We start from the raw sequence: 25863 nt of genomic DNA on the forward strand, positions 1-25863 counted from the left end.
TTGGTTCGAATACCTGTGGTATTCAATGGATGGAGAAGTTCTTTGGAATCAGGGTGCGTTGGTAGAAATTATTCTTTCAAAAAGTATTTCCCTAAATTCTAGATTTAATAAGACCTGATTGACGGTATTTGAGATAGAAACCGACTCAAAATCGATGATTTCATAAATGATGTATAGTGATATTTGCCCTAAGCTTGTCACAAAAGGTACTACAGCATCTACCGCTACATCCAAAAAAGTTTGGTTTTGTCTGGAGTTTTCCTGCTCTGTTTTTGTCTCTTTTTTGATATGAGAGCTCTCAGAATCCTGATTCGGAAAGTATTCCATACTGGATACAAGCATGCAAAAGAACATCACCATCAACAATGTGATGCGCTGTTTCAAAAGGCTTGTATTTCGTTCTTCTCTTCTCACGGGCTGCAAATATATAAAAAAATGAAAACTTACATAGTCTATTTTTCTAAAATTTATCAGATCTAAACAAAATTAAACAGTTAAATTTCAGTGAATTAGGTTTTTTAGAATTTTGCCCTCAAATATGTTTTGATTACATCAAGTGCCTTGTCAAAGTTTCTGTTGTTGGGAACAATGATGTCTGCATCGTGCTTAAATGGCTCTATGTACTTTTCATATGTAGGCATCACATGGCTTTCGTATCTATAGAGGACATCATCTAGGTCATATCCTCTTTCTACTTTATCTCTGACGATTCTCCTTTTCAATTTGATGTATTCCTTTGCATCTATGAATACTTTCAGATCCAAAAGGTTTGCCAATTCTGGATAATAAAGAACAAAAATCCCTTCCACGACTACAACAGGAGAAGGAACAAACTCCAAAGTCTTTGGCTTTTTGTTTGGATTGTTGAAAGTATATTCTTGCCTGTAAACAGTTTCTCCAGCTTGGATCTTTTTGATGTCTAAAGCATACTGTTCAAAGTCGATGGAGTTTGGCGTGTCAAAGTTGTGTACGCCCTTGTCATCGATCGGCTGTTGGTGTCGAGGTTTGTAGTAATTGTCTTGGGAGATAAGGCATACTTGCTCCTGATCAAAGGAATTGAGTAATTTATCAAGGAAAAGAGTTTTCCCAGATGCACTTCCGCCTGTAATTCCTACAATGTAAGGTTTGCTCATAGATGACAAAATTAGGGATTTATTTCAAAAATTGAACAAGAGACTTTACAGCTTTACCTCTATGGCTGATTTCGTTTTTCTCATCCATGCTTAATTCCGCAAATGTTTTGTCAAATCCCACAGGCTTGAACACCGGATCATATCCAAATCCTCCAGTCCCAGTTCTTTCTTTCAAGATTTCTCCATTCGCTATCCCTTCAAATGAATGTTCTTCTCCGTTTAAGAGTAGTGCAATTACAGTTCTGAATTTTGCACTTCGGTCTGATGCTCCATTTAAGTTTTTCAGAAGTAGGTCAATATTTCTTTCGTCACTTCTCGGCTCTCCGGCATATCTCCCCGAATACACACCTGGCGCACCATTCAGTGCATCGACTTCCAATCCTGTGTCATCTGCGAAGCAATCTACCCCATAGTTGTCTTTTACATATCGGGCTTTTTGAAAAGCATTATGATCAAGAGTGTCGCCAGTTTCTGGAAGTTCTTCACGACAACCTATTTCCTCCAAAGAAACAATAGTAAATGAATCCCCAAGAGCAGCTTTTACCTCCTCTATTTTCTTTTTGTTGTTAGTAGCAAAGCAAATTTTCATGTTGCAAAATTAGGGTTTTTATTAATGCGAGTGTGTTTGGAGCTTATAAAGTTGTAAGGTTTCAAGGTTGGAAAGTTAAAAAGTTGGCATATAGCGAGAAATGTTGTTTTTACAAGTTACTTAACCCCGATATCTTCGGGTTTGAATGTTTCAAGGTTTAAAAGTTACAAAGTTGAAGCTTAGCGAGAGGGACTAGACACTATTCCAAAACTTTTCAACTTTCAAACTTTTTTAACTTTCCATTCCCTAACCCCTTGATAACTATTTAAGTGCAAAAATCGTCATCAAGAAACATTTTAACTTTACAACTTTCCCAACCTTTCAACTTTCCAACTCCTTTTCCCTAACTTTGGACAAACTAAAAATGGTATGAAGAAAATAACTGTTTATTGTGGTTCGAATAAAGGGAAAAACCCAGTGTATGTAAGTGCAGCACATTTATTGGCAGATGAAATGATCCGGAGAGATATGGCTCTTGTGTATGGGGCTGGGAATGTTGGGTTGATGGGAGTCATAGCTGACAGAATGTTGGAAGCTGACAAAAAAGTATATGGGATCATTCCTCAGAAGTTGGTTGATATAGAAGTGGCGCACAGGGGATGTACAGAATTGACGATCGTAGAGACGATGCGGGACAGGAAATGGCTAATGGCCGAGCGAGGGGATGGTTTTATTGCCATGGCAGGAGGCATTGGGACTTTTGAGGAGCTTTTTGAAATCATGACCCTCAATCAGCTCGCTTATATCAAAAAGCCATTGGCATTGTATAATGTCAATGGATATTATGACAAATTGATTGATTTTTTGTCATTCAGTTGTCAGGAAGGTTTTCTACACCAAGCTCAATTGGACTTGTTGATCGTGTCTGACGATCCAGTAGAAATACTTGATAAAATGGAGAAATTTGAACCCAAATACATAGAAAAGTGGGAAGTAAAATAGTCTAATCGCAAATTTCATATAAAATCAGCGATCATAATCGCAAAATTTATATTAAATTTGCGATTATGTATATCAATAGAGAAATTCAGATCAAACTAAATAAGAGGATTGCTGATGGCAAGGCTATTATTGTATTTGGCCCAAGACAAGTGGGAAAGAGTACTTTGTTGAAAAATCTGAATAGTCAGTTTGAAGCGCCTGTATTGTGGTGGAATGGAGATGATGCTGACGTCAGGGAAATGCTTTCCAATACAAGTTCTACCAAATTAAGGACATTAATTGGAAAGTCAAAGACAGTTGTCATTGATGAAGCTCAAAGAATAGAGAATATAGGTGTTTGCATAAAAATTATTGTGGATAACTTTTCGGAAGTGAAAGTATTTGCAACTGGTTCCTCTGCTTTTGAGCTATCAAATAAAATCAAGGAACCATTGACTGGGAGGAAATGGGAATATTTTCTTTTCCCCTTTTCGTTTTCGGAAATGGTATCCCATACCAATTTTTTGGAAGAAAAAAGAATGCTCAATCAAAGGATGGTCTTTGGTTACTATCCAGAAATCGTCCAAAACCCAACTGATGCAGAAGAGAGATTGAGGATGATTGCAGATAGCTATTTATTCAAAGATGTGTTTGCTTTGGGAAATTTGAGAAAACCTGATCAGATTCAGAAGTTGCTGCAAGCTTTGGCTTATCAAGTAGGGAATGAAGTTTCTTACAATGAACTTGGGATGCTTGCCGGATTGGATAATGAGACTGTGGAAAAGTACATCACCTTGCTTGAGCAAACTTTTATTGTTTTTAGGGTAGGTTCATTTAGTCGAAATCTTAGGAATGAACTCAAAAAATCGAGGAAAATTTATTTTGTGGATAATGGTATTCGAAATAGTTTAATCAACAATTTCCTTCCATTGGAAAGCAGAACAGATGTTGGGGCTCTCTGGGAAAATTTTTTGATGGCAGAGCGTTTGAAAAAGAATGCTCTCAATGGCAATTATAATGTTGGATACTTTTGGAGAACCCATGCACAGCAAGAGATAGATTATGTTGAAGATATGAATGGCAGTCTTTCGGCTTGGGAGTTCAAGTGGAATCCCAAAGCCAAAGTAAAGATCCCTGCAACTTTCTTAAATGCTTATCCAAAAGCCAAAGTACAGGTGATAAATCCTGATAATTTGGAGGATTTCATTTTCTAATCGCAAATTTCATATAAAATCAGCGATCATAACCGCAAAATTCATATAAATTTTGCGGTTAGATTGTTTTTTCAAGAATGGTAATTAGTTTTTCCAGGTAAATTTGATCTGTTTCATCAAAATCTCCAAGCTTGTCCGAATCAATGTCCAAAACACCTACTACTTTGTCAGCAGTAGAAAATGGAAGAACAATCTCGGATTTTGAATCAGAACTGCAAGCAATGTGTCCGGGAAATGCATCTACATCTGGGACTAGTTGTGTTTTGTTTTCTTTCCAAGCTGTACCACAGACGCCTTTTCCAAGATTGATCCTAGTACATGCAATTGGCCCTTGAAATGGACCCAAAACTAACTGATCGTCTTTTACCAAATAGAATCCTACCCATAAAAAACCAAAAGATGCTTTTAAGACTGCGGATATATTTGCCAAGTTGGCTATAAGATCTTTTTCGCCGCTGATCAGTGCCTCAATTTGAGGAAGGATTGATTCGTACTTTTCAGTTTTTGAATCAGTTGCGGGTATATATAGTGATTCTGCCATTTGTTTTTATTTAGTGTTTTCCAATATCTTAAGTTCATCGCCAAGAATGTCTGATTTATGGATCATTTTTCCTTGGATTTTTGGAGCAGAGATTCCATTGCCAAAATTGACTTGACCTGTAAACACCCTTGCTTCATCCCAAAGTTCGGCTTCAATCAGTTTTTGTAGTAAAAATGTACCACCTTCTACCAATATACTCTGGATTTTTCTCTTGTATAGTTCTGAAAATATTGCTGAGAGTGGAAAATCAGGTTCTAATTTTATGTACTCCAGATTTTCAAATTTTTCATTCTTCACCAAGTTAAAACAGATTGTGTCTTGGCTTTGGTCAAAAAATGAAAGATCAGGACTTAACTGAAGCATCCTGTCTATCACGATTCTAATTGGGTTTTTGCCTGTCCAATCCCTTACATTGAGCTTTGGATTGTCATAGCGGGCAGTATTCGTGCCGACCATGATCCCTGCTTCCTCGGTTCTCCATCGATGTACCAGTTGGCGGCTATATTGGTTGCTGATCCATTTGGAGTCAAAGTTTTCTCTAGCGACAAATCCATCTTGGGTTTGCGCCCATTTGAGGACAATGTAAGGTCTTTGTTTTTCTATATATGTAAAAAACCTTCTATTTTGATATCTGATTTCCTCTTCCAAAATGCCAGAAATCACCATAACTCCAGCTTTTCTCAAGATTTCAATTCCTTTTCCCCCTACTAGTGGATTCGTATCAATTGCACCAATTACAACTTGCCTCACCTTTTTATCTACAAGTAAATTGGCACATGGAGGTGTTTTTCCAAAATGTGCACAAGGTTCTAAAGTTACATAAACAGTAGCTTCCCGAAGGTCAACATGCCCATTCACCTGCCGAATAGCATTTGGTTCGGCATGGGGTCCACCATAATGTTCATGATATCCTTCTGCAATGATTTTACCATCCACTACGATTACACATCCTACCATTGGGTTTGGGCTAACGCTCCCTTTTCCCAATTCAGCAAGTTCGATCGCCCTCCGCATGAATTTGATGTGGTTTTCCAAAGTTTGTAATGTTTAGTCCCTTTCTCTGAGAGTGATGTTTCCTAGTTGGGTGACGGTTTGAGGTTGTACGATCACTGATAGGATTGTATCTGCGATGTAGTCTTCATTTTTTGGAATGACAAAAATTGTATAAGTACCCTCAAGTCCTCGGAAAAGAAACTGACCAGTTCCTCTTATGTTTACACCTGTTGTGGTTGTGTCATTTTGTTGTATAGCGTAAAGGAAAGCATCTTCACGAGCAGGGAGGATAGCGCCTGATATTTCCCCTGTATTTGCTTTGGAAAAAGCACTCAGGCTTGGTAGTAGTTCATAACTATCCAAAGGGTCATTTGGAGCTTTCACAGATTTCAACAAGTCAAAATCTATATAGACATCATGCGAAATCCCAGGTCGTAAATTGAACAGGAAATCAACTTCTAGCCCCTCACGAGCGGATTCTGTAAGATCAAGATTGATTCTACGGGCATCTTTTATCAAATAGTTTTCATCACCAAGGCGGAGTTTTAATTTGGTCAAGCTACCCGTTCTCACTTCCCCTCTGCCTATCAAAACTTCTTGTCCTGCGATCAATTGCTTTATGTCCACCATTTTGTTGCCCGCCTGATAAGGAAAGAAAATAGGCTCCGAACTTTCCCCTTCTTCTGATGCCGATACATACACCTCTACACCGAGCAACTCCACCCACAAAGCATCAATATCAGCAGGGGCATCGACCATAAAAACATTGAGCAAAGAATCCGAACTTTCTTCAGTTCCGGTACAAGAAAAGAGAGAGAATAATATTAAGTAGAATATGTTGAATTTTTTCACGATTTAAAATTAGGAAAAGATTGCGGATTGTCTTGCCTTTACATTGATTTGATAGGGAATAATTATGAATTTTAATTTTTTTATCACAAAACAAAAATGCCTGAGAAAAAATTTCTCAGGCTAGTATTTTGAATGTTTTTTGATTATTCATCAGTAGCAAGTTCGAGTTCTATTGGATCAATTGTTTTGATTTTGCCTCGTTCGGTCATTACATCATCAATAATCATAGTTTTGTAAAGTTCATTCGGAAGGATTGTTACACTGTAATTCCCTTCAGATAGACCTCTTATCATAAATGAACCGTTTTCACTTGTAAAAGTAGAAACTGTATCCTCGCCTATAACAGCCAACACCCTTATTGGAGCTGCTTCAAGAGGGGTAATTACTCCTTGTATGGTTGCAGACTCTTCTGCAATTGCCCTTAGGACAGGTTTCAGAATATATTGTCCTGAATTACCAGCTCTTACGATTGACTTACCTGCATCAAAATCAAGTATTAAGTCATATGAAATACCTGATTGAAGTGGTTTATCTATTTTGATTTTCAATCCACTCTGTTGCGCACTTGGGGTGGTTAGATCAATTCTTTGCTCACCTTTCAAAAGGTAATTGTTATCCCCCAAAATTAATCTGACTTGAGAAATTTCTCCAGCAGGCACTTCCACTTCACCCAGTTTGGCTGAATTTCCAGCGACAAGATCAAGTAGGTTGATCATATTGTCATCTGCAGCATCATTACCTAAATTGATCCAAGCAGATCCATTATCTTCGTTTTCACCTTTTGGTAAAATATCCACTCCGATTACCTCTACCCATACTGCATCATAATCTGCAGGGGCATCCACCAGAAATACATTCACTTTCGCTTTTCCTTCTGCAATCCCATTTTCTTCTTCGGTATTACATGAAAACGTAAATGCAGCTATTGCTGCTAGGAACGTTAAACCTAGAATTTTGTGATAATTTTTCATGATAATGTTGGTTAATTGTGTTTTCTAAAAAACGTATTGACCAATGAACATGCCAAAGAGTATTTCTCTGGGAGATTTTGATTGAAAGATCGTTTAAATTACATGATTTTGTCGAATTGATTGTATTTTTGGGCATGATGAATTGGGAAAAATTACTGACGCCTGGAAGATTTGATCCGAAAGTGAAACAACAACCTGTTGAAAATCAATTTAGAAGCGAGCCTGAAAGGGATTATGATAGGATAGTTTTTTCCGCTCCGTTCAGAAACCTACAAGACAAAACACAGGTGTTTCCCTTACCTGATAACGACTTTGTACATACCAGATTGACACATAGTCTTGAAGTTTCGTCAGTGGGTAGGACACTTGGAAAGACGGCAGGAGAGTTTTTACTCAACAAATATCCAAATTTGGAGAAAGCACAAGTAAGTTCTTCGGATATTGGAGCCATCGTTGCAGCGGCAGCATTGACACATGATATTGGAAATCCACCTTTTGGCCATGCTGGAGAAACGGCGATATCAGATTTTTTCAAATTTCATCCCTATGGTCAGATTTGGCAGAGAGAGGTGACACCGGAAGAATGGGCAGACCTCTGCAATTTTGAAGGAAATGCTCAAGGATTTAGAATGTTGGTTTCCAAAAATAATGGACTGAAATTATCATTTGCCACACTTGCTGCATTTACCAAATACCCGAGAGCCTCCCAAGTTTTTGAACGAGATGAGAGAAGGAGAAGTCAGAAGAAATTCGGCTTTTATTCAGATCAGGCCGAAGACTTTAGGCATTTGGGCGAAATATTGGGCTTAGATAAGTCTGAGAATGGCTGTTATCTAAGGCATCCACTAGCATTTTTGGTGGAGGCAGCTGATGATATTTGTTATAGCATCATTGATTTGGAGGATGGTTGTACACTTGGTTTGGTGACTTTGGAGGAGACCATTGGGCTTTTGGCGATGATATTGAAAGATAGATTTGATCCAGCGAAATTGGAGACTTATCAAACACAAACTCAAAAATTGGCAATATTGAGAGCCATGGCAATCAATCAACTAATTCAGGAGACAGTGGCTGCATTTGAGGAGCAAGAGGAAAAGATGCTTACGGGAGAATTTGACCAAGCATTGACAGACATCATTCCATCTGCCCAAGCATTGGCTGATATTTCTGAATTATCTGTTAAGAAAATCTACAGGTCTAAACCGGTTTTGGAAAAAGAAGCTGCTGGTTTTCAGGTTTTGGAAGGGCTGTTGGAAGTATTTTCCAAAGCATTGAACCATAAATTTTACCAGACGGATCTTTATTCGGGACAAGACAGAAGCATTCTAAGGTTATTACCAGAAGAGTTTCCATTGGAAGGCTGGGATTCGGGTGTGAATCCTTATCCAATGCTCAGGATTTTGATGGACTTTATCTCCGGAATGACAGACAAATATGCCCTCAATCTCTATAGAAGGGTGAAGGGAATTGCCCTTCCAGGGGCTTGAGGATTTATACTACGATTATTTTCACGAAGAAATGGAAAGAGTTTTATTTCCCTAAACAGAGAATGTAACTTCGCTTTCATATTTTAAGTTAACCATCGATAGACTCGTTTTTTTTATTAGACATCACCAAACCAAATAGTGGGTTTGATAAAATGCTATTTTACTTAGCAAAAAAATACTATATTTGCTAAGTAAAATAGCAAAATGGAAAATCTTGTAAATAAATCCAAGTTGATTGTAGGGGGTACAAGCTTGGATATAATCAGAAGCAAATATGATGAGATAGACTGGGATAGCAGGTTGATTGGGATTCTAGGTGCAAGAGGCACTGGGAAATCAACTTTAGTCTTGCAATATCTCAAAAAAAAATATGGTTTAAGTGATCTTGCAGCTTATTGGTCTTTAGATGATATTTACTTCAGTAATCATACTTTGATTGAGACGATTGAGAATTTTTATCAAGTTGGGGGTAGGTTTTTGGTTTTGGATGAGGTCCACAAATATCCTTCATGGGCTAGGGAGCTTAAAAATGCGTATGATTTTTATAAAGACTTGAAAGTCGTGTTTACAGGCTCTTCTGTAATTGATATGTTGAAGTTGGATGTTGATTTGAGCAGAAGAGCAATATTGTACCACCTTACTGGTTTGTCTTTTCGAGAATACTTGAATTTTGCAAATAAGATGCAGCTGCGTGTTTTTTCTTTAGATGAAATTCTATCAAACCATATAGAATTAGCTAATTCTGTTTTAGTTAAAGTTAATCCTTTGGCAGAGTTTGAAAATTATCTTAAACATGGATACTATCCGTTCTTTTTAGAAGGAACAAAAACTTATCATCTTCGAATTGAACAAATCATAAGATTGATTATAGAGACTGAACTTCAATTTATTGAAGGAATGGATATCCACAAGACCAAGAGAATCCATCAGCTACTGGGTCTAATTGCTCAAAGCGTGCCTTTCAAACCCAATGTTGCTAAGTTGAGTGAAAAAATTGGAATTCATAGAAATACACTTACTACGTATTTCCATTATCTTGAAAAGGCGAAAATCATCAACAGTCTTTATGCTGTTGGTAAAAGCACAAGTGTTTTGCAAAAGCCAGACAAAGTATATTTGGAAAATACAAATATCAGCTATGCATTGGCAGGGGCAAAGTTAGACAAGGGGAACCTTCGAGAGACTTTCTTTTATTCTCAATTGGCAGAAAAACATCAGCTGAGTCTTCCGAATAATGGGGATTTCATGCTTGATGAAAAGTTCACCATAGAAGTCGGAGGGAAAAATAAGACAGATTTTCAAATCAAAAACCAGCCCGATTCATTTTTAGCTGTTGATGATGTACCTATTGGTTCCTACAATAGGATTCCTCTTTGGCTGTTTGGATTTGTCAGATGAAAGGTTTTATAGATACTAGGATTTTTAAAACTAATCACTTAATTTGTTTTAAATTCAATTTTATGAAAAATCCTATTCTCTTTTTGCTTGTAATCCTCATTTGTTCATGCAGTTCTGAAAGCTCAAAATCAAATCAAGGAGCATCGATTTCGCTTCAAATAACACAGGATACAGTCTTGGTTGATCCTGGGGACGATATCGTTATGGCAGGGACTAATATTTGGCTTTCTACTTTGAGTGAGGATAAGAAAATGTTCTATAATCTAGACAGGAAATCCTTAAAGCTCGAAATTTTTGATTTGGATGAGCTTAAGCTTGTCAAAAAAGCACAATTCAATAATGACGGACCAAATGCGCTTTCTGCATACGTCATTAGCATAAAGAGTTGGCATGACGAAAATCTGTTTTTACAAGGCTTTGATAAAAGCGGTGTTTTTGATCTCGATGGTAACCTGATCGAAAAAAAGAGTTTACATGCTGTAGATTATGCTTCTTCTGCTCCCGATATGGATTTTTCGTTCAAAAGTGAATACGTTTTTCTGAATGACAGCACAGTCATCATTGGTTTGATGAGTATGTTTGACAATATTCCATCCCTAGCAAAACTTCATCTGAATCAGCAAAAAATGGAGCTGATTGACTTTCCGTATGCAAAAAGGATAGATGAATTTTCGATTATTCTAGAAGGTGAAATTATGATGGCTTCGATTGGCAGTATTTATAAACACAAATTTGGCGATAAAGTACTTTTGAATTCCAATTATTTCAATGATTGCCTGGTATTCGATCCAGAAGCAAGTGATTATGAATTGATCGAATATGAAAGCCAACTGACTTCAAACAAAAAAGAAGGTGGCCACAAGCAAAAAGTATCTTCTAGGGATGAATTTACCGAACAACAAAAAATGTTGAGAAAACAGATTGAGTTTGGTAGGTGGGTTTGGGATGAAAGCAGTGAAAAGTTTTTTAGACTTTCCTATTTTGATACCACAGATTCAGAAGAATCAGGATCAAACAAAACCCGGGTTTTTCTCACTGTATTTGACAAAGACCTAAAGATGCTAGCCGAAACGGAATTGGATAGTTACAAAAAAAGACCTGGAACCTACTTCGCCAAAGATGGAACAGTCTGGATCCATGAAAATGTTGATGATGATTTGGGCTTTGTGAGGTTGAAGGTTGCTGGGGTTGGTTGATGATGAATTTCAAGTGATTTTCATAAGGTTTATTGGTACTCACAAACAGTATGATAAAATTGACGTAAAAACAATTTAACTATGTAGATAAGACCAATTAAAAATGAACAGGATTTCAAGGATGCTATTGAAAGAATAGAAGAATTGTAGGGAGCAAAAAAGGATAGTTTGGAGGGGGATGAATTGGACTTGTTAGTGACCCTAGTTGAATCATACGAGATGAAACATTTTCCAATTGCACCACCTGACCCTATTGATGCAATTAAGTTTCGAATGGAGCAAATGGGGATGACGAGTGCGGACATGGTTGAATATTTGGGCAGCCAAAGTAGAGTAAGTGAGATTCTTAATGGCCAAAGAAAATTGACTTTGGGAATGATAAAATCGCTTTATAAAGGACTGAAAATTCCTGCTGATATTTTATTGACCTGATTTTTCCAAAATTGCATACCCTAGGTTACAATCCAAACTGCTTCAAATGATGATCCATATGCTTCCAAACAAACTTACCCCAATAATCATGATCTAGTGCACCGAAAACCGGATGTTGCGCCTCTAACTTATGTTCTAAATTTTTGAATTGATTTAGAAGGTTCAAAAACTTGGATTTTTCTTCTTCAAATTTTTCTACATCTACTTTACCTTTCACATCAAATCTCTTGGCTCCACGAGCACCTTTTGGGAAGTCTTTTTTGATGTGGAAAAATATGAATTTAGATATACGTTGTTTTAGAGTAGGTTTTTGATTGCTTTTTTGGGCATTTAGAATTGCTTGATTCCCAATATTACAGTGAAAGAGCATTTCTGTGGCATTCATAGAGCCCCAAAGAGGTATTTGCCCTTCTTGGAGTCCTTTTATCCTAATCGAAATGTCTTCAATTGCGCCATTGTCGTAGATTGATTTACCCATATTCAGAGGATCGCTTGTTAGTTTAAAATTAAGCTTTTACCATTTCAATTGCCCAATTTAAAGAGATTAATCAAGTGGAGAATCGAATTATAGGATTATTTATCCCTAATCCTGTAAAAACTCTTAACTTTGTCGCGGCATATCCAAAGAGATATGCTTTCCTATTTATATAATAAGAGAATCCACAATGTTGTGTCTCATGTAAGAAAAGGCATTATGATTTGCAGATACTCGTCAACCGAAGACAGCCAATACTTGTGCGCCGCGGTGTAGTCAACAGTATTGAAATCGTTCAATCAACAGTGTAGTTTGGCTACGGGCATTAAACTGGATACTCATATTATATGAAGGGTTATTAATTTAAAAAGCACGAATTATTCTTTTAGAAGAATATTTTGGTGTCCTTTTTAAATTTCCAAAAATCACCTTGATCCCAAAGATCAGCATGATTTTCAATTCAAACATTAAGGAATACTGTGAAAAAATATCAGGAGTTTAAACAAGTTGATTATCCCAACATAGGGGAAAGTGTTCTTCAGTACTGGAAAGAGAACAATATTTTTAATAAATCTGTGGCCAATCGAGAGGGGGCAGAGACTTTTACCTTTTTCGAAGGACCACCTTCGGCCAACGGCACACCGGGAATCCACCACGTGATGGCCCGTACCCTCAAAGATATTTTCTGTAGGTACAAGACCCTCAAAGGATTTCAGGTTAAAAGAAAAGGTGGCTGGGACACCCATGGACTTCCGGTAGAGCTTCAAGTGGAGAAGGAACTTGGAATCACCAAAGAGGATATCGGAAAGAAAATCACCGTAGAGGAATACAATCGCAAATGCCGCGAGACGGTAATGCGATTCAAGGATGAATGGGATGATTTGACAGAAAAAATCGGCTATTGGGTTGATTTGGATGATCCTTATATCACTTTCGATGCGAAATATATAGAGACACTTTGGCATTTGTTGAAGAGACTCTATGACAAAGATTTACTTTATAAAGGGTATACCATCCAACCTTATTCTCCTGCTGCGGGTACAGGTCTAAGTTCACACGAACTCAATCAACCGGGCTGCTACAGAGACGTGAAGGACACTTCAATAACAGCGCAGTTTAAGCTTAAAGGAGAAGAGAATACATACATTCTCGCATGGACAACTACACCATGGACCTTGCCTTCCAATTCAGCTTTGGCGATTGGAGAAAAGTTGGATTATGTGAAGGTGAAGACTTTCAATCCATATACTTACCACGCGCAGACGGTGATATTGGCAAAATCTAGACTTTCCGCTTATTTCAATCCAAAAGCCAAAGAATTGTCTTTGGCTGAATACAAAGCAGGAGATAAATTGATCCCTTATGAAGTAGTAGGGGAAATGAAAGGTGCTGATTTGCTTGGTTTGGAATATGAACAATTATTCCCAATCGAAGCGATTTCTCTTCCACACCCTGCTTTCACGGTGGTCTCAGGAGACTATGTGACTACAGAAGATGGTACAGGGATAGTCCATTTGGCAAAGGCATTTGGTGCAGACGATTTTAGGACCTTGGTTCAAAACAATGTTCCTGGAGTATTTGTACAGGATGACAAAGGGAATGATATCCCAGTTGTGGATAAGCAAGGAAAATTCCTCCCGATCATCGGAGAATATTTGGCTGCCAAAATGAAAGAACATGGAATCACTGCCCATAAAGACTACGGGGTAAATGATTTCTATGTGAAAAATTATACCGATGATAATGAAGATGACAAAGAGTACAAGAATACTGATGTCATTATCTCTATCATCTTAAAAAATGAAAACAAGGCCTTCAAGGTCGAAAAATACGAACACAGCTATCCACATTGTTGGAGAACTGACAAGCCAATCCTTTATTATCCATTAGAAAGCTGGTTTATCAAAACTACCGCATACAAGGATAGAATGGTGGAATTGAACAAGACGATCAACTGGAAGCCTGAGGCAACTGGAATCGGTCGTTTTGGAAACTGGTTGGAGAATTTGGTGGATTGGAACTTGAGTAGATCCAGATTTTGGGGAACACCATTGCCTATCTGGAGAACAAAAGATGGTTCGGAAGAAATCTGTATCGGATCTATTGATGAACTGAAATCAGAAATCAAAAAGTCTATCGAAGCTGGATTGATGGAATCTTCACCGATCAATGAAGAAGAAATAGATTTGCACAGACCTTATGTGGATGATGTGATATTGGTTTCGCCAAAAGGTGTAGCCATGTATCGAGAGCCGGATTTGATCGATGTTTGGTTTGATTCGGGAGCGATGCCGTACGCACAGTGGCATTATCCATTTGAGAATGAGGAGATTTTTAATGCGAATTATCCAGCAGATTATATTGCAGAAGGTGTGGATCAGACCAGAGGTTGGTTCTTTACACTTCATGCAATTGCTGTGATGTTGTTTGACACTGTTTCATTCAAAAATGTCATCGCCAATGGTTTGGTATTGGACAAGAATGGAAATAAAATGTCTAAGAGATTGGGCAATGCCGTGGATCCTTTCAAGACTTTGAAAGAATATGGACCGGATGCCTTGCGTTGGTATATGCTGAGCAATGCCAATCCTTGGGACAACCTGAAATTCAGCCTAGATGGAGTAGCTGAAGTACAAAGAAGGTTCTTTGGTACACTCCAAAACACTTATAATTTCTTCGCACTCTATGCAAACTTGGATGAGTTTGTTTATGACAAATCAAAAAGTATCCCAGTAGCACAAAGGACGGAATTGGATCAATGGATCATTTCCAAGCTGCAGTCTTTAATCGGAGATGTAGAGTCTTCGATGGATAACTATGATGCGACCAAAGCTACTCGGGCGATCATGAATTTCACAGTGGATCAGTTGTCAAACTGGTATGTGAGATTGGCGAGAAAGAGATTCTGGAGAGGAGAAATGAATGCTGATAAGCAGGCCGCTTACGAAACTTTGTATGAATGTCTGATGTCATTGAGTCAATTGATGTCTTCATTCGCACCGTTTTATTCAGATTGGTTGTACAAAAACCTCACAGATTCTTCGGAAAATCAAATGGAGTCCATCCACTTGACAGACTGGGTTGGTGTAGATGCTTCCTTGATCAATAAGGACTTGGAAGAAAGCATGGATTTGGCACAAAGAATATCTTCTTTGGTTCATTCCTTGAGAAAAAATCCAAAAATCGGAATCAAAGTCCGTCAGCCATTGCAACGTATTTTGATCCCTGTTTTGAGCGAAAAGTCTAAAGTTCAAATCCAGCATGTAGAAGACCTGATCAAATCTGAAGTAAATATCAAGGCTATAGAATACATTGATGACGCTTCAGACGTTTTGGTAAAGAGTGTGAAGCCTAACTTACCTGTTTTAGGTAAGAAATTGGGTCCAAAAATGAGGTTTGTTGTTGCAGCTATCAATACTTGGGGTAAAGAGCAGATTTCTGAGATAGAGAGAAACGGCAAAATCAACGTTGATGTAGATGGAGAGTCATTGGAGTTGCTTTTGGAAGAGGTATTGATCAGTTCACAAGATATTCCAGGCTGGTCCGTAGCGACAGATCAGGAGTTGACTGTGGCATTGGATGTTACTTTGACAGATGAGTTGAAGCAAGAAGGGATCGCAAGGGATTTGGTCAATAGGATACAGAATCTAAGAAAAGATATGGGTCTTGAAGTTCAGGATAAGATTCATATTCAGATCGCCAAGCACGATGATTTAGTCAATGCTTCATTTGAAAATTTCGGTTCATATATCAAAACAGAAACCCAAGCCTTAAGTTTGGAAACGTTAGAAACAGTTTCTGATGCTATTGCCTTGGATATGGATGAATTTGAGTTGTCCGTTAAAGTTTTGAAAGCTAATTAGGAAAAATAATTGTCACAGATGAGGGGCTTATGCGAAAAAATCCTTAAATCTGTGGCTTTAATATGAATACATGAAGTATCTAAAATATTTTGGAATTGCCTTGGCAGTGATCATATTGGATCAGGTTGTCAAATTACTGGTCCATTATCAGATGGATTTTGGAACTCCTGGACAGATCAAGATTTTCGGCGATTGGTTCAAACTGCATTACACGACCAATCCTGGGATGGCTTTTGGAATGAAACTACCATTCGAATATGGTAAAATAATTTTGACATCTTTCAGGCTTGTAGCGATGTTTGGTATTGGTTATTATCTCTACTATATCATTGAGAAAAAGATGCATGTTGGATACATCATTTGCATTGCGATGATCTTGGGAGGAGCGATTGGGAATTTGATAGATAGTATTTTCTATGGTGTGTTTTTGAACAACGCACCCTATGATGCCACTACTCCATGGTTTCATGGGCAAGTAGTGGATATGTTTTATATTGATATTTGGGAAGGTTACATTCCTGACTGGGTTCCATTGTGGGGTGGAGGATATACAGCGCTATGGCCGATATTCAATATTGCTGATGCTTCGATTTTTGTAGGCGTAGCCATTATCCTCGTATTCCAAAGCCGTTTTTTCCAAGAAGAAAAAAAGGAAGAGGAAGAAGATGAAATCCAAAAGCAATTCATAGAAGAAAGCAAAGAATAGAATGAATCTTAGGCAAATGGGCCCTTTCAGAAATCTGGAAGGGCTTTTTTAGTATTTGTCTTTTTGAATGGATTTGAATGCAGGGACACAATCCATGGTGTTTTAATTTAGGAACAGATTATCTTTTTTTATCGGGAAAAAGCCAATAATTACATTTTTTCCCTCGAAAAAGTGTGGTGTTAATACATTTTTTCGGTTGAAAAAATGTGTTTATTAAAGCTAAAGAAAACCTTAAATCAAAAAGCCTTAAAATTATTAAATATGTATATCCGCCTTCTTACCAGTAGCTAAATAAATTGATACATCTTTAGTCAATTGATGCACTATTAACTTATTGACAAATAACCAATAACGATTATCCGCATTGTTTTATTGGTAAATTCACCTACTGGTGTCGTTGCGGATAATCATATTATTAAATTACTAGTTTTTGGATGGATGATCTGAGCATTTTAGAAAGTAGCCTTTAGTCAGTTGTCGAGTAGCCACATGTGGTAGCGTCTCTTCTTTCCCAACGAGCAAGATATCGAGCACCTATAATTTCTTTTGTTCCAAAGAGAAATATTCCCTTAATTCGCCCCATGGATTTTGAATGGATTATGGAAAGCTTACGTCAAGGCATCACTGAAATGACTTGGCTAGAGGCAATAGCTGTATTTTTTGGCATATCAAGCGTTTATTATTCTATCAAAAAAAATATCATGGTATTTCCTACGGGCATGGTCAGTACATTGATTTATGTGTACCTCTGTCTGAAATACAAGCTTTATGCAGACATGGGCATCAATGCCTATTATTTTGGAATGTCAATCTATGGATGGTATCTCTGGAGTAGGCCAGCTACTGGAAAGGAGGAATTGCCAGTTACTTGGTTGTCAAATGTGGGGATTTATAAATCAGTCATTTTGTTTTTGCTGTCTTACGGAGTATTGTTTCTTGTTTTGTCCAAATTCACTGACAGCGACGTTCCTTATTGGGATTCTTTCACCACTTCTTCAGCATTTGTAGGAATGTGGCTGATGGCCAAAAAGAAAGTTGAAAACTGGATTGCTTGGATCATTACTGATTTGGTTTCAATTCCCTTGTACTTCTACAAAGGTTTGATGTTGACTTCTTTTCAGTTTATTTTCTTCACAGTATTAGCCGTAATTGGCCTGGTCTCTTGGATGAAATCATCTAAAAAAGTATCGAATGGATATTAAAAAAGTAGTAATAATCGGACCGGAGTCCACTGGGAAAAGTACACTTTCGAAAGCCTTGGCGGCTACATTTGGTGAATTGTGGGTTTATGAATATGCAAGGCAATACATTAATGATTTGGGTAGACCATATCAGTATGATGATTTACTTCAGATAGCCAAGAAACAGGTCGAATTGGAAGAAAAGAAGTTGAAGAAATCCAAAAACATACTTTTTATCGATACAGATCTACATGTCATCAAAGTATGGAGTGATCACAAGTTTGGTAAAACTGATCCTTGGATTTTAGAACAAATAGAAAAAAGGAAATATGATTTGTACCTTTTGACAGATGTAGATATCCCTTGGGAAGATGACCCTCAGAGAGAACATCCAAATCCTGAAATGAGGAAATATTTTTTTAAAATTTACCAAGAGTTGATTCAAAATTCAGGAGTGCCATTTGAGGTTATTCGTGGAGGATATGATGAAAGATTTATTTCTGCAATGAAAGCATTGAAAAGGAATGATATTTATTAGTCTTTTTCTAATTGTTAAAATTGCTTAAATCAAACAGAGTCAAATAGATGATCTTTGTCAGTTTTTGATTTTCTAAATTTATTTAACGTATCTTTATAGAGGAATTTGAAATACTTTACACCCAATTTATTTTTTCTTCCTTAGTAATCAGTATCATTAAATAATTTATCATGCGTCCCCCTAGATTCAGTGCCGCATCTTCGTTTCATTCAGATTTGAAATTGAGGATCAAAAATTACTTTACAGAAAAAAATCTTAAACAAACAGGAAATTTCTCTCTTTACTTCAAAGCCATCATATTGGTAGCCGGTTACATTGCTACTTATGTTACATTAGTCTTTTTTACACCCCATTGGTCTTTAGCACTCCTTGGTTGTGTACTGCTAGGTGCTCTCGCTGCTACCATCGGTTTCAATGTGATGCATGATGGTGCCCACGGGAGTTTTAGCAAAAAATCTTGGATCAACGAACTTGCTGGTGTTTCCATCAATTTTCTTGGGGCCAATGTATTCATGTGGAAAACAAAGCACAATGTAGTCCACCATTCATTCACAAATATAGATGAAGTAGATGATGACATGAATGCAAGGCCTTTTTTGAGACTTTGTCCAAATCAGAAATTCTACAGTATTCATAAATATCAACACAAATACTTCTTGTTTGTGTACTCGCTTCTTTATTTATATTGGGTTTTTGTGACAGATTATAAAAAATATGCAACCAAAAAAGTAGGCATAGTACCAATTCAGAAGATGACAGTTGCAGACCATTTTTCTTTTTGGGGTTTCAAAATACTTCACATTGGTCTATTCGTAGTTTTGCCAATTTATTTCGTTGGTGTATTGCCATGGATTGTTGGGTTTTTGGTATATGGAATTGCTACAGGGATCTTGTTGAGTGTCGTTTTCCAACTTGCCCATTCAATTGAAGAGACCTCATTTCCAATGCCAAATGTTGAGACAAATAAATTGGATGATGATTGGGCTATTCACCAATTGAAAACTACCGCGAATTTTGCTACGAATAACAAGCTGCTTTCTTGGATAGTTGGAGGGTTGAATTTTCAGGTTGAACATCATTTGTTCCCAAATATTTCCCACGTTCACTATCCTGCAATCAGCAAAATAATCAAAGAAACTTGTCTAGAATATGGGATTCCATACCTCGAGCATCCAAAATTGAGATTGGCTTTTGCTTCACATGTGAATCATCTGCGATCTTTAGGCCGTCCATAGCCGAAAAGGAATTTTATTTTTCCCGCTGTTCACTTGAGCAGCGGGTTTTTTTATGCCTTTTTTGGATATTAGCCTTTTCCACTTACATTTGTATCAAAGATCATTAGGGGTGCCTTAAAATTTCGGGCTGAGATCATACCCACAATACCTGATCCGGGTAGTGCCGGCGAAGGGAAATGAGTAACCAACGAAATAGATGCAATCAGAAGTCAATATTTAGACTTCAATAAATCAATTCATTAAAAGCTGTAGCTTTTTTGTATGCATTTCAGCTTGTGTCTATGAAGTAGGTGAAAGGGTGAATAAATGTAAGAAAATCATCCCCTTGATTTTCTATAATTCAACCAAGCTGCTTTGGCAGTATGTCAACAATTAAAATGAAATACTTAGGATTTACATTGGTGTTTTTACTGATGTGTTTTGCGGCTCAAGCTCAAAGTAAAATCAACGGGCAAGTAAAAGATGCTGCTTCAGGAGAACTTTTGGTAGGGGCGAACCTCATTCTGGAAGGGACAGGTCGAGGTACGATCACAGACTTTAAGGGAAGTTTTGAGTTTACCAATATCCCCGCTGATACTTATAATTTGATTGTTTCATTTCTGGGTTTCGAAACCCAAAGAGTACAAGTTCAAGTCCCTCTAAAGGCTGAACTCATGATTTCTTTGGAGCAAAGCAGTTTGTTCACGGAAGAATTCGTTGTTTATGGAACTAGAGCTACCGATGTCACTCCGACTACTTTTCAAAATATCAAAAAAGAAGATATTGCCAAGCTTAACCTTGGTCAAGATATTCCTATGCTTTTGAATTATACGCCATCAGTTGTCAGTTTCTCAGACGCAGGTGCAGGAGTAGGCTATACAGGTTTGAGAATCCGTGGATCAGATCAATCAAGAATCAACGTCACTGTCAATGGAATACCAATGAATGATGCTGAGTCTCATGGGGTGTTTTGGGTAAATATGCCTGATTTTGCATCTTCGGTGGACAACATGCAGATCCAAAGAGGGGTAGGTACTTCTACAAATGGTGCTGCTACTTTTGGTGCAAGTATCAATATCCAAACAGATACTAGGAAAGAAGAAGCTTACGGTGAAGTAGATAATTCTTTTGGTTCTTTCAATACAAGAAGACATACTGTCAAGGCTGGTTCTGGATTGTTGAATAACCGATGGACTATAGACGCAAGATTGTCACAAATAACATCCGATGGTTATATGGATAGGGCTTCTTCAAATTTGAGGTCTTATTTTCTCACCGGAGGTTATTACGGTGAAAATCATGTTTTCAAATTGAATGTATTCTCAGGTGCTGAAAAAACTTACCAAGCTTGGGAAGGTGTACCTGAGGCATTGTTGGAGACGAACAGGACATTTAACCTTTACACTTATGACAACCAAACTGACAATTATCAGCAAGATCATTATCAGTTTATCTATACGGGTAAAATTAATAGAAACTGGAAGGCGAATGCTGCTTTGCATTATACCTACGGACGAGGATATTATGAGCAATTTAGAGAAAATGACAGGCTAAGTAATTATAATCTGCCACCTGTAGTTATTGGAGAAACTAGCATTGCAAGAATGGATATCATTCGCAGAAGATGGTTGGACAATGATTTCTATGGAGGAGTTTTCTCGTTTAATTATGTCTCTGATGATGCAAAATGGGATGTAGTGCTTGGTGGAGGAGCAAATAGATATGACGGAGATCATTTTGGTGAAATCATCTGGATGCAGTATGCAGCTGACGTGAACATACGAGATAGATATTATGATAATGTAGCTGTCAAAGATGATAGAAATATTTACTTAAAAGGTACTTTTGAAGCCACCGAAGGTCTCTTTCTTTACGGTGACTTGCAATATAGAGGTGTGGATTACAGGTTTGATGGAATCAATAATGACCTAAGAGATATCTCTGGTCAAGTAAGCTACAATTTCTTCAACCCCAAATTTGGTCTCACTTATCAGACTCGCACAGGAAAATCTTGGTACGCATCTTATGCCGTAGCCAACAGAGAGCCAGTAAGAAGGGATTTTACGGATTCTCCTATAATCGACCGAGCGCCACAAGCAGAAAATCTCCAAAATATAGAAGCCGGGATCAAAGCAAACCATAGCAAATATTCATACAATGTAAATCTCTACTATATGAATTACAACAATCAACTTGTACTTACGGGACAGCTGAATGATGTAGGTGCATACGTAAGAGATAATGTGGCCGATTCTTATCGTGCAGGAATAGAAATAGATGGAGCTTATAAAATCACCCCGAAATTTACATTGGGAGGGAATCTGGCAATCAGTAGGAACAAAATCGCCGAATTCACAGAATTTATTGATGATTATTCAACTGATGAATTCTTCCAAGAAGAAATCAATTATACAAATACAGATATTGCATTTTCTCCAAACATAGTAGGTTCAGCAATATTGGATTATAAGCTTTTCAAGAATTTTGAGATTAGTTTACTCAATAAATATGTAGGCAGTCAGTACATGGACAATACCATGAATGACAACAGGAAGCTTGATGCTTTTTGGACTACAGATTTGAGGTTGAATTATGCACTGGAGCCTAGTTTTGTCAAGAATATAGATTTCACATTGATGGTGTACAATGTTTTCAATAGGCTCTATGAGCCAAATGGTTATACTTTTTCTTATTTCCTTCCAGGGGAAGGAGGGGCAGGGAGAGTACTTGCCACAGAGAATTTTTACTACCCAATGGCAGGAACCAATTTCTTAGCAGGAGTAAAGATAAGATTTTAAGTAAAGTTTAAGTTTAGTTGAGCATAAAGACACCCTTGGCATCAAGGGTGTTTTTTTTGATAGAAGATTTTAGAAGCAAAAAGCTAGATATAAGAAACAAGAGAATATCAAGCAAGTGATGTTCTGAAAACCACAAATAAACTGGCCAGAAACCTATTTTTATCAGCACGGGAGTTTGAACTTGCTATATTAGTAGAAAAAAATCGGTTTTCACAAAAGAAATAGGTTCAAGTACTAGATAATTTACCAAGGAGAATAATTCCCATAAATAGCGTTTTTTCAGCTTGAAGATTTAACTTACATGCCTTTTCAAAATACAATTAAGCAAAATGCGCGTATTCACCCTGATATTGTGTGCCATAGTACTGTTAGCTACAGGTCTGCCCTTGATAGATACAGCAACTTGGTGGATTAGAATATTTGATTTTCCCAGAGTTCAGATTGCATCACTTACCTTTTTGGCAGTCATACTTGGGTTTGTCTATATCGATTTCAAGCTGAAATTCAAGATTTCGATTTTAGTGATTTTGATTATTTCCTTGATTTACCAATTGCAGCTTATAATAGTCTATACTCCACTTTACAGAACACAGGCAAAGGACAGCAATAAGGAAAGTGAGGAAAACAGCTTGAGCCTTTTGGTTTCGAATGTTCGAATGGAAAATGAAGATAAAGAGAGTTTTCATTCACTAGTGATCGAGATTGATCCTGATATCTTGCTTATCAATGAACCTGATGAACTTTGGGCTGAGTCAATCGCTAGGTTAGATAAAAAATTCCCATATTCTATCAAATATCCTTTGGACAACACCTATGGAATGATGCTTTTATCAAAACTGCCTTTGATAGAAAGTTCTGTTAATTTTTTAGTTCGGGATGATGTCCCATCAATCTTTACAAAGATTACCTTGCCATCAGGAAGTAAGATTGATTTTTATGGAGTCCATCCAGAGCCTCCAAAGCCAGGAACAGATACCTACGAAAGAGATACGGAGCTGTTGATTATAGGCAAAGAAATCAGAGAAACCAAAAATCCAACAATCGTGGCTGGTGACTTGAATGATGTAGGGTGGTCAGGCACTTCGAAGCTTTTTAGGAAATACAGTGAGTTGGTAGATCCAAGAGAGGGTAGAGGCTTTTATAATTCATACAGTGTTTTTGTACCGTTGTTTCGCTACCCTTTAGACCATATTTTCTATTCCAAAGAATTCGGACTTTTGACACTCGAAAAGCTAGAGGGAATAGGATCAGATCATTTTCCTCTTTTGATAAAACTAAATTTTGAGCCAGATGAAGATAATACGGAAGGAAAAGAAAAAGCTGACCCAAAAGAAGAAAAGGATGCAGAGGATAAAATTGAAGCAGGAAAATCTGAGAAATGAATATGGTTAAAAACTGTCTTATTTTTACCGTGGATTTAAAAAGAAAAGCTTCGGGTTTTTTCGGAGCTGTATTTTTCACAAACTATCCGCTTTCTTCCACTAGGTCAAACAATATAGTTTTGGGTGAGCGATTTGAGTTTCTGTTGACAAAAATTTTTACATAATTCAACTCTTCTTCTTCCCCTTCTTATACTTCCACTTTGCCCGAGAATATTTAAGAATGGATCTGAGGGACTGAAGGATTACTAAGATTAGCATAAATGCCGTAACGGCAAATACTACATTGAATCCCAAGCCCGAATCCAAAAGGGCCCCATACAGTGCTGGTCCTACAGCCGAACTCAACACCATGATGGACGTAAACAAACTTCTTCAATACAATCAACCTTCTTTTTCTCAACGGTGTATTTGTTTTTTCTGGTAAAAAGTGAGCTATTTTGCGGGAATTGATTTTTTCGACAACTATTTACGCCAAAACAGAATATTTTTCCCCTCAAAAGGACTTTTTATTTTTTTTAAACCGTATCTTCAATAAATTTGTATTAAATAACAAATATAACTCACTTGGATTCGCCTTATTATCAGATGCATTTTTTTCTCTTAGCATGCTGATCTATCCGATAAAATTTGTTAAACATGTCACCAAAAAACACCAATTCTTGCAGAAAGCTTGAGTTGAAATGAATTTGTTTTATTGGTCACGAAAAGAAAAACAGTAAATAAAATAGCTTATAAGTCAGAAGTCTTATAAGGAGATTTGAAAATAAGAAGTAATAGTATATGAGCCAAGAAGCAATCGATCAAAACGTAGAGTCAACAAAAGCAGAATTTCAAAATAAAGTACTTTTGGTATCTTTCGAAGATCAATCGAAAATAGCGAAAAAACTTAAAAAGGAGGTTCAAGTACTCGATCAGTTCGTGCTGGAGTCTATCTCTGAAGATCGTACATTCAATTTTATTACTCTCAAACCAGCCATAGATAAGGCAAAAGAAGAAGGGCACAATCTTTTGATTGCCATAGATCCAGCAAATAACAGGGTTTCTCTTGTGGTAAGGAAAGAAAAAGATGGGCTGATGATGGTCTTGAATAGCCATCAGGTTGCGGCAATTTTGTTTTACAGATGGTCTAATTCAGGTAATTACAATGATTTGCTGTTGCTTAAGTCTGTACTTATTTCTGATTTGATGGATAATCTAGCTCACAAAGCTGGTGTCAATACCATAGACGAAGTGATAGACCATGGAGATCTGAGTACAGCTTTCCAAAGAGTGAAAAAAGAGAATGTGGATAACCCAGTTATCGGTTTTAATATTGATCAGCAAGTGATGCACTCAGACTTGGAGTTTGAAGATGTTGTTGCCGAGTTGATCCAAATAGAATCAGAACAAGGAGCGTTGGAAAAGACGATGTTTGATTACTTGCTTGAAATCTATTTCTACAATGGATTCTACAAAGAAAAAACTGTGTCCCTAGATATCGCTACAAAAGCACAAGCAAAGCAGTTGGCGACTTTTATGGATTCGATCAGAAAAAATCCAAAGTCATTGGAAGCTACATTTCCACTGAGCACAATTACAGATTATACCAAAGGAAAGAAAATAAATGTATTGACAGATAAGGTTTACCCTTTTGCGTCAAGTACGACCAATATGCTGAAGATAGAAGGTACAAACTATGTGTTTATCACCTTCGCTCCAACTGCAGAAAAGATGACATACTATATCAGTATTAGGGAATCTGTAAACTCAAAACAACGCTTTGAAGTAGTCAACAAAATGCTCGATCAAGAGATCATGAAAGTTGTACAGATGTTGAATAGAGGGATTTGATTTGAGTTAAAAAAAAATCTAGCAGGAAATTGGATTTGATTATCTGAGTTTTCAAGTGTCATTTACATAAAAAAACCACCTTCAAAATTGAGGTGGTTTTTTTTATGGTTTTTGAAAAATGATTACTCTTTTTTCATCAGTGTAGATAG

At 37.2% G+C, this 25863-nt stretch carries 23 protein-coding genes and 1 riboswitch; of the genes, 15 read left to right on the top strand and 8 right to left on the bottom strand.

The genetic code is table 11. The features are described from left to right. Window positions 1-48 precede the first annotated feature (48 nt). The 3 genes from MM213_RS19705 to MM213_RS19715 all read right to left on the bottom strand — a co-directional run bounded on the left by MM213_RS19705 (window position 49) and on the right by MM213_RS19715 (window position 1722). Window positions 49-384, bottom strand: a complete 336-nt coding sequence (locus tag MM213_RS19705; protein WP_241414602.1) for a hypothetical protein — start codon at window positions 382-384, stop codon at window positions 49-51. A 134-nt stretch (window positions 385-518) separates the two neighbouring features. After that, window positions 519-1133, bottom strand: a complete 615-nt coding sequence (gene udk / locus MM213_RS19710) for a uridine kinase (RefSeq protein ID WP_241414603.1) — start codon at window positions 1131-1133, stop codon at window positions 519-521. A gap of 19 nt (window positions 1134-1152) precedes the next feature. After that, window positions 1153-1722, bottom strand: coding sequence for a non-canonical purine NTP diphosphatase (locus tag MM213_RS19715; protein WP_241414604.1), 570 nt, complete (start codon window positions 1720-1722; stop codon window positions 1153-1155). 369 nt (window positions 1723-2091) lie between these two features. Here MM213_RS19715 and MM213_RS19720 point away from each other — a divergent pair, with 369 nt between their 5' ends. Both MM213_RS19720 and MM213_RS19725 read left to right on the top strand, forming a co-directional pair. Further along, window positions 2092-2664: an LOG family protein gene (locus MM213_RS19720; RefSeq protein WP_241414605.1), complete on the top strand. Its 573-nt coding sequence runs from the start codon at window positions 2092-2094 to the stop codon at window positions 2662-2664. Window positions 2665-2729: 65 nt separating this feature from the next. Next, window positions 2730-3857, top strand: a complete 1128-nt coding sequence (locus MM213_RS19725) for an ATP-binding protein (RefSeq protein WP_241414606.1) — start codon at window positions 2730-2732, stop codon at window positions 3855-3857. A 58-nt stretch (window positions 3858-3915) separates the two neighbouring features. On the opposite strand, the gene MM213_RS19730 is transcribed toward MM213_RS19725, so the two are convergent. The 4 genes from MM213_RS19730 to MM213_RS19745 form a co-directional block, all read right to left on the bottom strand. Then, a complete protein-coding gene (locus MM213_RS19730; RefSeq protein WP_241414607.1) occupies window positions 3916-4398 on the bottom strand; it encodes a free L-methionine (R)-S-oxide reductase MsrC in 483 nt (160 codons plus the stop codon). Window positions 4399-4404: 6 nt separating this feature from the next. Beyond that, window positions 4405-5433, bottom strand: a complete 1029-nt coding sequence (ribD, locus tag MM213_RS19735) for a bifunctional diaminohydroxyphosphoribosylaminopyrimidine deaminase/5-amino-6-(5-phosphoribosylamino)uracil reductase RibD (RefSeq protein ID WP_241414608.1) — start codon at window positions 5431-5433, stop codon at window positions 4405-4407. Between the two features lie 12 nt (window positions 5434-5445). Beyond that, window positions 5446-6243 carry a DUF4382 domain-containing protein gene (locus MM213_RS19740; RefSeq protein ID WP_241414609.1) on the bottom strand — a complete coding sequence of 266 codons (798 nt, stop codon included), beginning with the start codon at window positions 6241-6243 and terminating at the stop codon, window positions 5446-5448. Between the two features lie 143 nt (window positions 6244-6386). Next, window positions 6387-7214, bottom strand: coding sequence for a DUF4382 domain-containing protein (locus tag MM213_RS19745; protein ID WP_241414610.1), 828 nt, complete (start codon window positions 7212-7214; stop codon window positions 6387-6389). Window positions 7215-7348: 134 nt separating this feature from the next. Here MM213_RS19745 and dgt point away from each other — a divergent pair, with 134 nt between their 5' ends. The 5 genes from dgt (at window position 7349) to MM213_RS21090 (ending at window position 11727) form a co-directional block, all read left to right on the top strand. Further along, window positions 7349-8701 carry a dGTP triphosphohydrolase gene (gene dgt, locus MM213_RS19750; protein WP_241414611.1) on the top strand — a complete coding sequence of 451 codons (1353 nt, stop codon included), beginning with the start codon at window positions 7349-7351 and terminating at the stop codon, window positions 8699-8701. Window positions 8702-8905: 204 nt separating this feature from the next. After that, complete coding sequence (locus MM213_RS19755) at window positions 8906-10099, top strand: ATP-binding protein (protein WP_241414612.1); 1194 nt, start codon at window positions 8906-8908, stop codon at window positions 10097-10099. A gap of 62 nt (window positions 10100-10161) precedes the next feature. Beyond that, the gene (locus tag MM213_RS19760) at window positions 10162-11295 is read left to right on the top strand and encodes a DUF4221 family protein (RefSeq protein ID WP_241414613.1); all 1134 of its coding nucleotides are present in this window, start codon (window positions 10162-10164) and stop codon (window positions 11293-11295) included. Between the two features lie 13 nt (window positions 11296-11308). Then, complete coding sequence (locus tag MM213_RS21015) at window positions 11309-11374, top strand: type II toxin-antitoxin system HigB family toxin (protein ID WP_369413973.1); 66 nt, start codon at window positions 11309-11311, stop codon at window positions 11372-11374. A 140-nt stretch (window positions 11375-11514) separates the two neighbouring features. After that, window positions 11515-11727, top strand: a complete 213-nt coding sequence (locus MM213_RS21090; RefSeq protein WP_241414614.1) for a helix-turn-helix domain-containing protein — start codon at window positions 11515-11517, stop codon at window positions 11725-11727. A gap of 25 nt (window positions 11728-11752) precedes the next feature. On the opposite strand, the gene MM213_RS19770 is transcribed toward MM213_RS21090, so the two are convergent. Next, window positions 11753-12205, bottom strand: a complete 453-nt coding sequence (locus tag MM213_RS19770) for a DUF1569 domain-containing protein (protein WP_241414615.1) — start codon at window positions 12203-12205, stop codon at window positions 11753-11755. Window positions 12206-12681: 476 nt separating this feature from the next. On the opposite strand from MM213_RS19770, the gene ileS reads away from it, so the two are divergent. The 8 genes from ileS to MM213_RS19810 all read left to right on the top strand — a co-directional run bounded on the left by ileS (window position 12682) and on the right by MM213_RS19810 (window position 25714). Beyond that, window positions 12682-16065 carry an isoleucine--tRNA ligase gene (gene ileS / locus MM213_RS19775; protein ID WP_241414616.1) on the top strand — a complete coding sequence of 1128 codons (3384 nt, stop codon included), beginning with the start codon at window positions 12682-12684 and terminating at the stop codon, window positions 16063-16065. Between the two features lie 70 nt (window positions 16066-16135). After that, the gene (locus MM213_RS19780) at window positions 16136-16771 is read left to right on the top strand and encodes a lipoprotein signal peptidase (protein WP_241414617.1); all 636 of its coding nucleotides are present in this window, start codon (window positions 16136-16138) and stop codon (window positions 16769-16771) included. A 581-nt stretch (window positions 16772-17352) separates the two neighbouring features. Next, window positions 17353-17973 (top strand): nicotinamide riboside transporter PnuC, encoded by a 621-nt coding sequence (pnuC, locus tag MM213_RS19785; protein WP_241414618.1) that lies wholly within the window; start codon window positions 17353-17355, stop codon window positions 17971-17973. Continuing rightward, window positions 17963-18490 (top strand): AAA family ATPase, encoded by a 528-nt coding sequence (locus MM213_RS19790; protein WP_241414619.1) that lies wholly within the window; start codon window positions 17963-17965, stop codon window positions 18488-18490. The genes pnuC and MM213_RS19790 overlap by 11 nt, the downstream gene beginning before the upstream one ends. A gap of 170 nt (window positions 18491-18660) precedes the next feature. Next, window positions 18661-19725 (top strand): fatty acid desaturase family protein, encoded by a 1065-nt coding sequence (locus MM213_RS19795; RefSeq protein WP_241414620.1) that lies wholly within the window; start codon window positions 18661-18663, stop codon window positions 19723-19725. A 95-nt stretch (window positions 19726-19820) separates the two neighbouring features. Next, a riboswitch (TPP riboswitch) is annotated at window positions 19821-19917 on the top strand. Between the two features lie 185 nt (window positions 19918-20102). Further along, window positions 20103-22502, top strand: coding sequence for a TonB-dependent receptor (locus tag MM213_RS19800; protein WP_241414624.1), 2400 nt, complete (start codon window positions 20103-20105; stop codon window positions 22500-22502). 329 nt (window positions 22503-22831) lie between these two features. Next, entirely contained in the window at window positions 22832-23884 is a 1053-nt protein-coding gene (locus MM213_RS19805) for an endonuclease/exonuclease/phosphatase family protein (RefSeq protein ID WP_241414621.1), read from the top strand. 780 nt (window positions 23885-24664) lie between these two features. Next, complete coding sequence (locus MM213_RS19810) at window positions 24665-25714, top strand: hypothetical protein (protein WP_241414622.1); 1050 nt, start codon at window positions 24665-24667, stop codon at window positions 25712-25714. The last annotated feature ends 149 nt before the right edge of the window (window positions 25715-25863 follow it).

This window comes from Belliella alkalica (genome assembly GCF_022549785.1).
GTDB lineage: Bacteria > Bacteroidota > Bacteroidia > Cytophagales > Cyclobacteriaceae > Belliella > Belliella alkalica.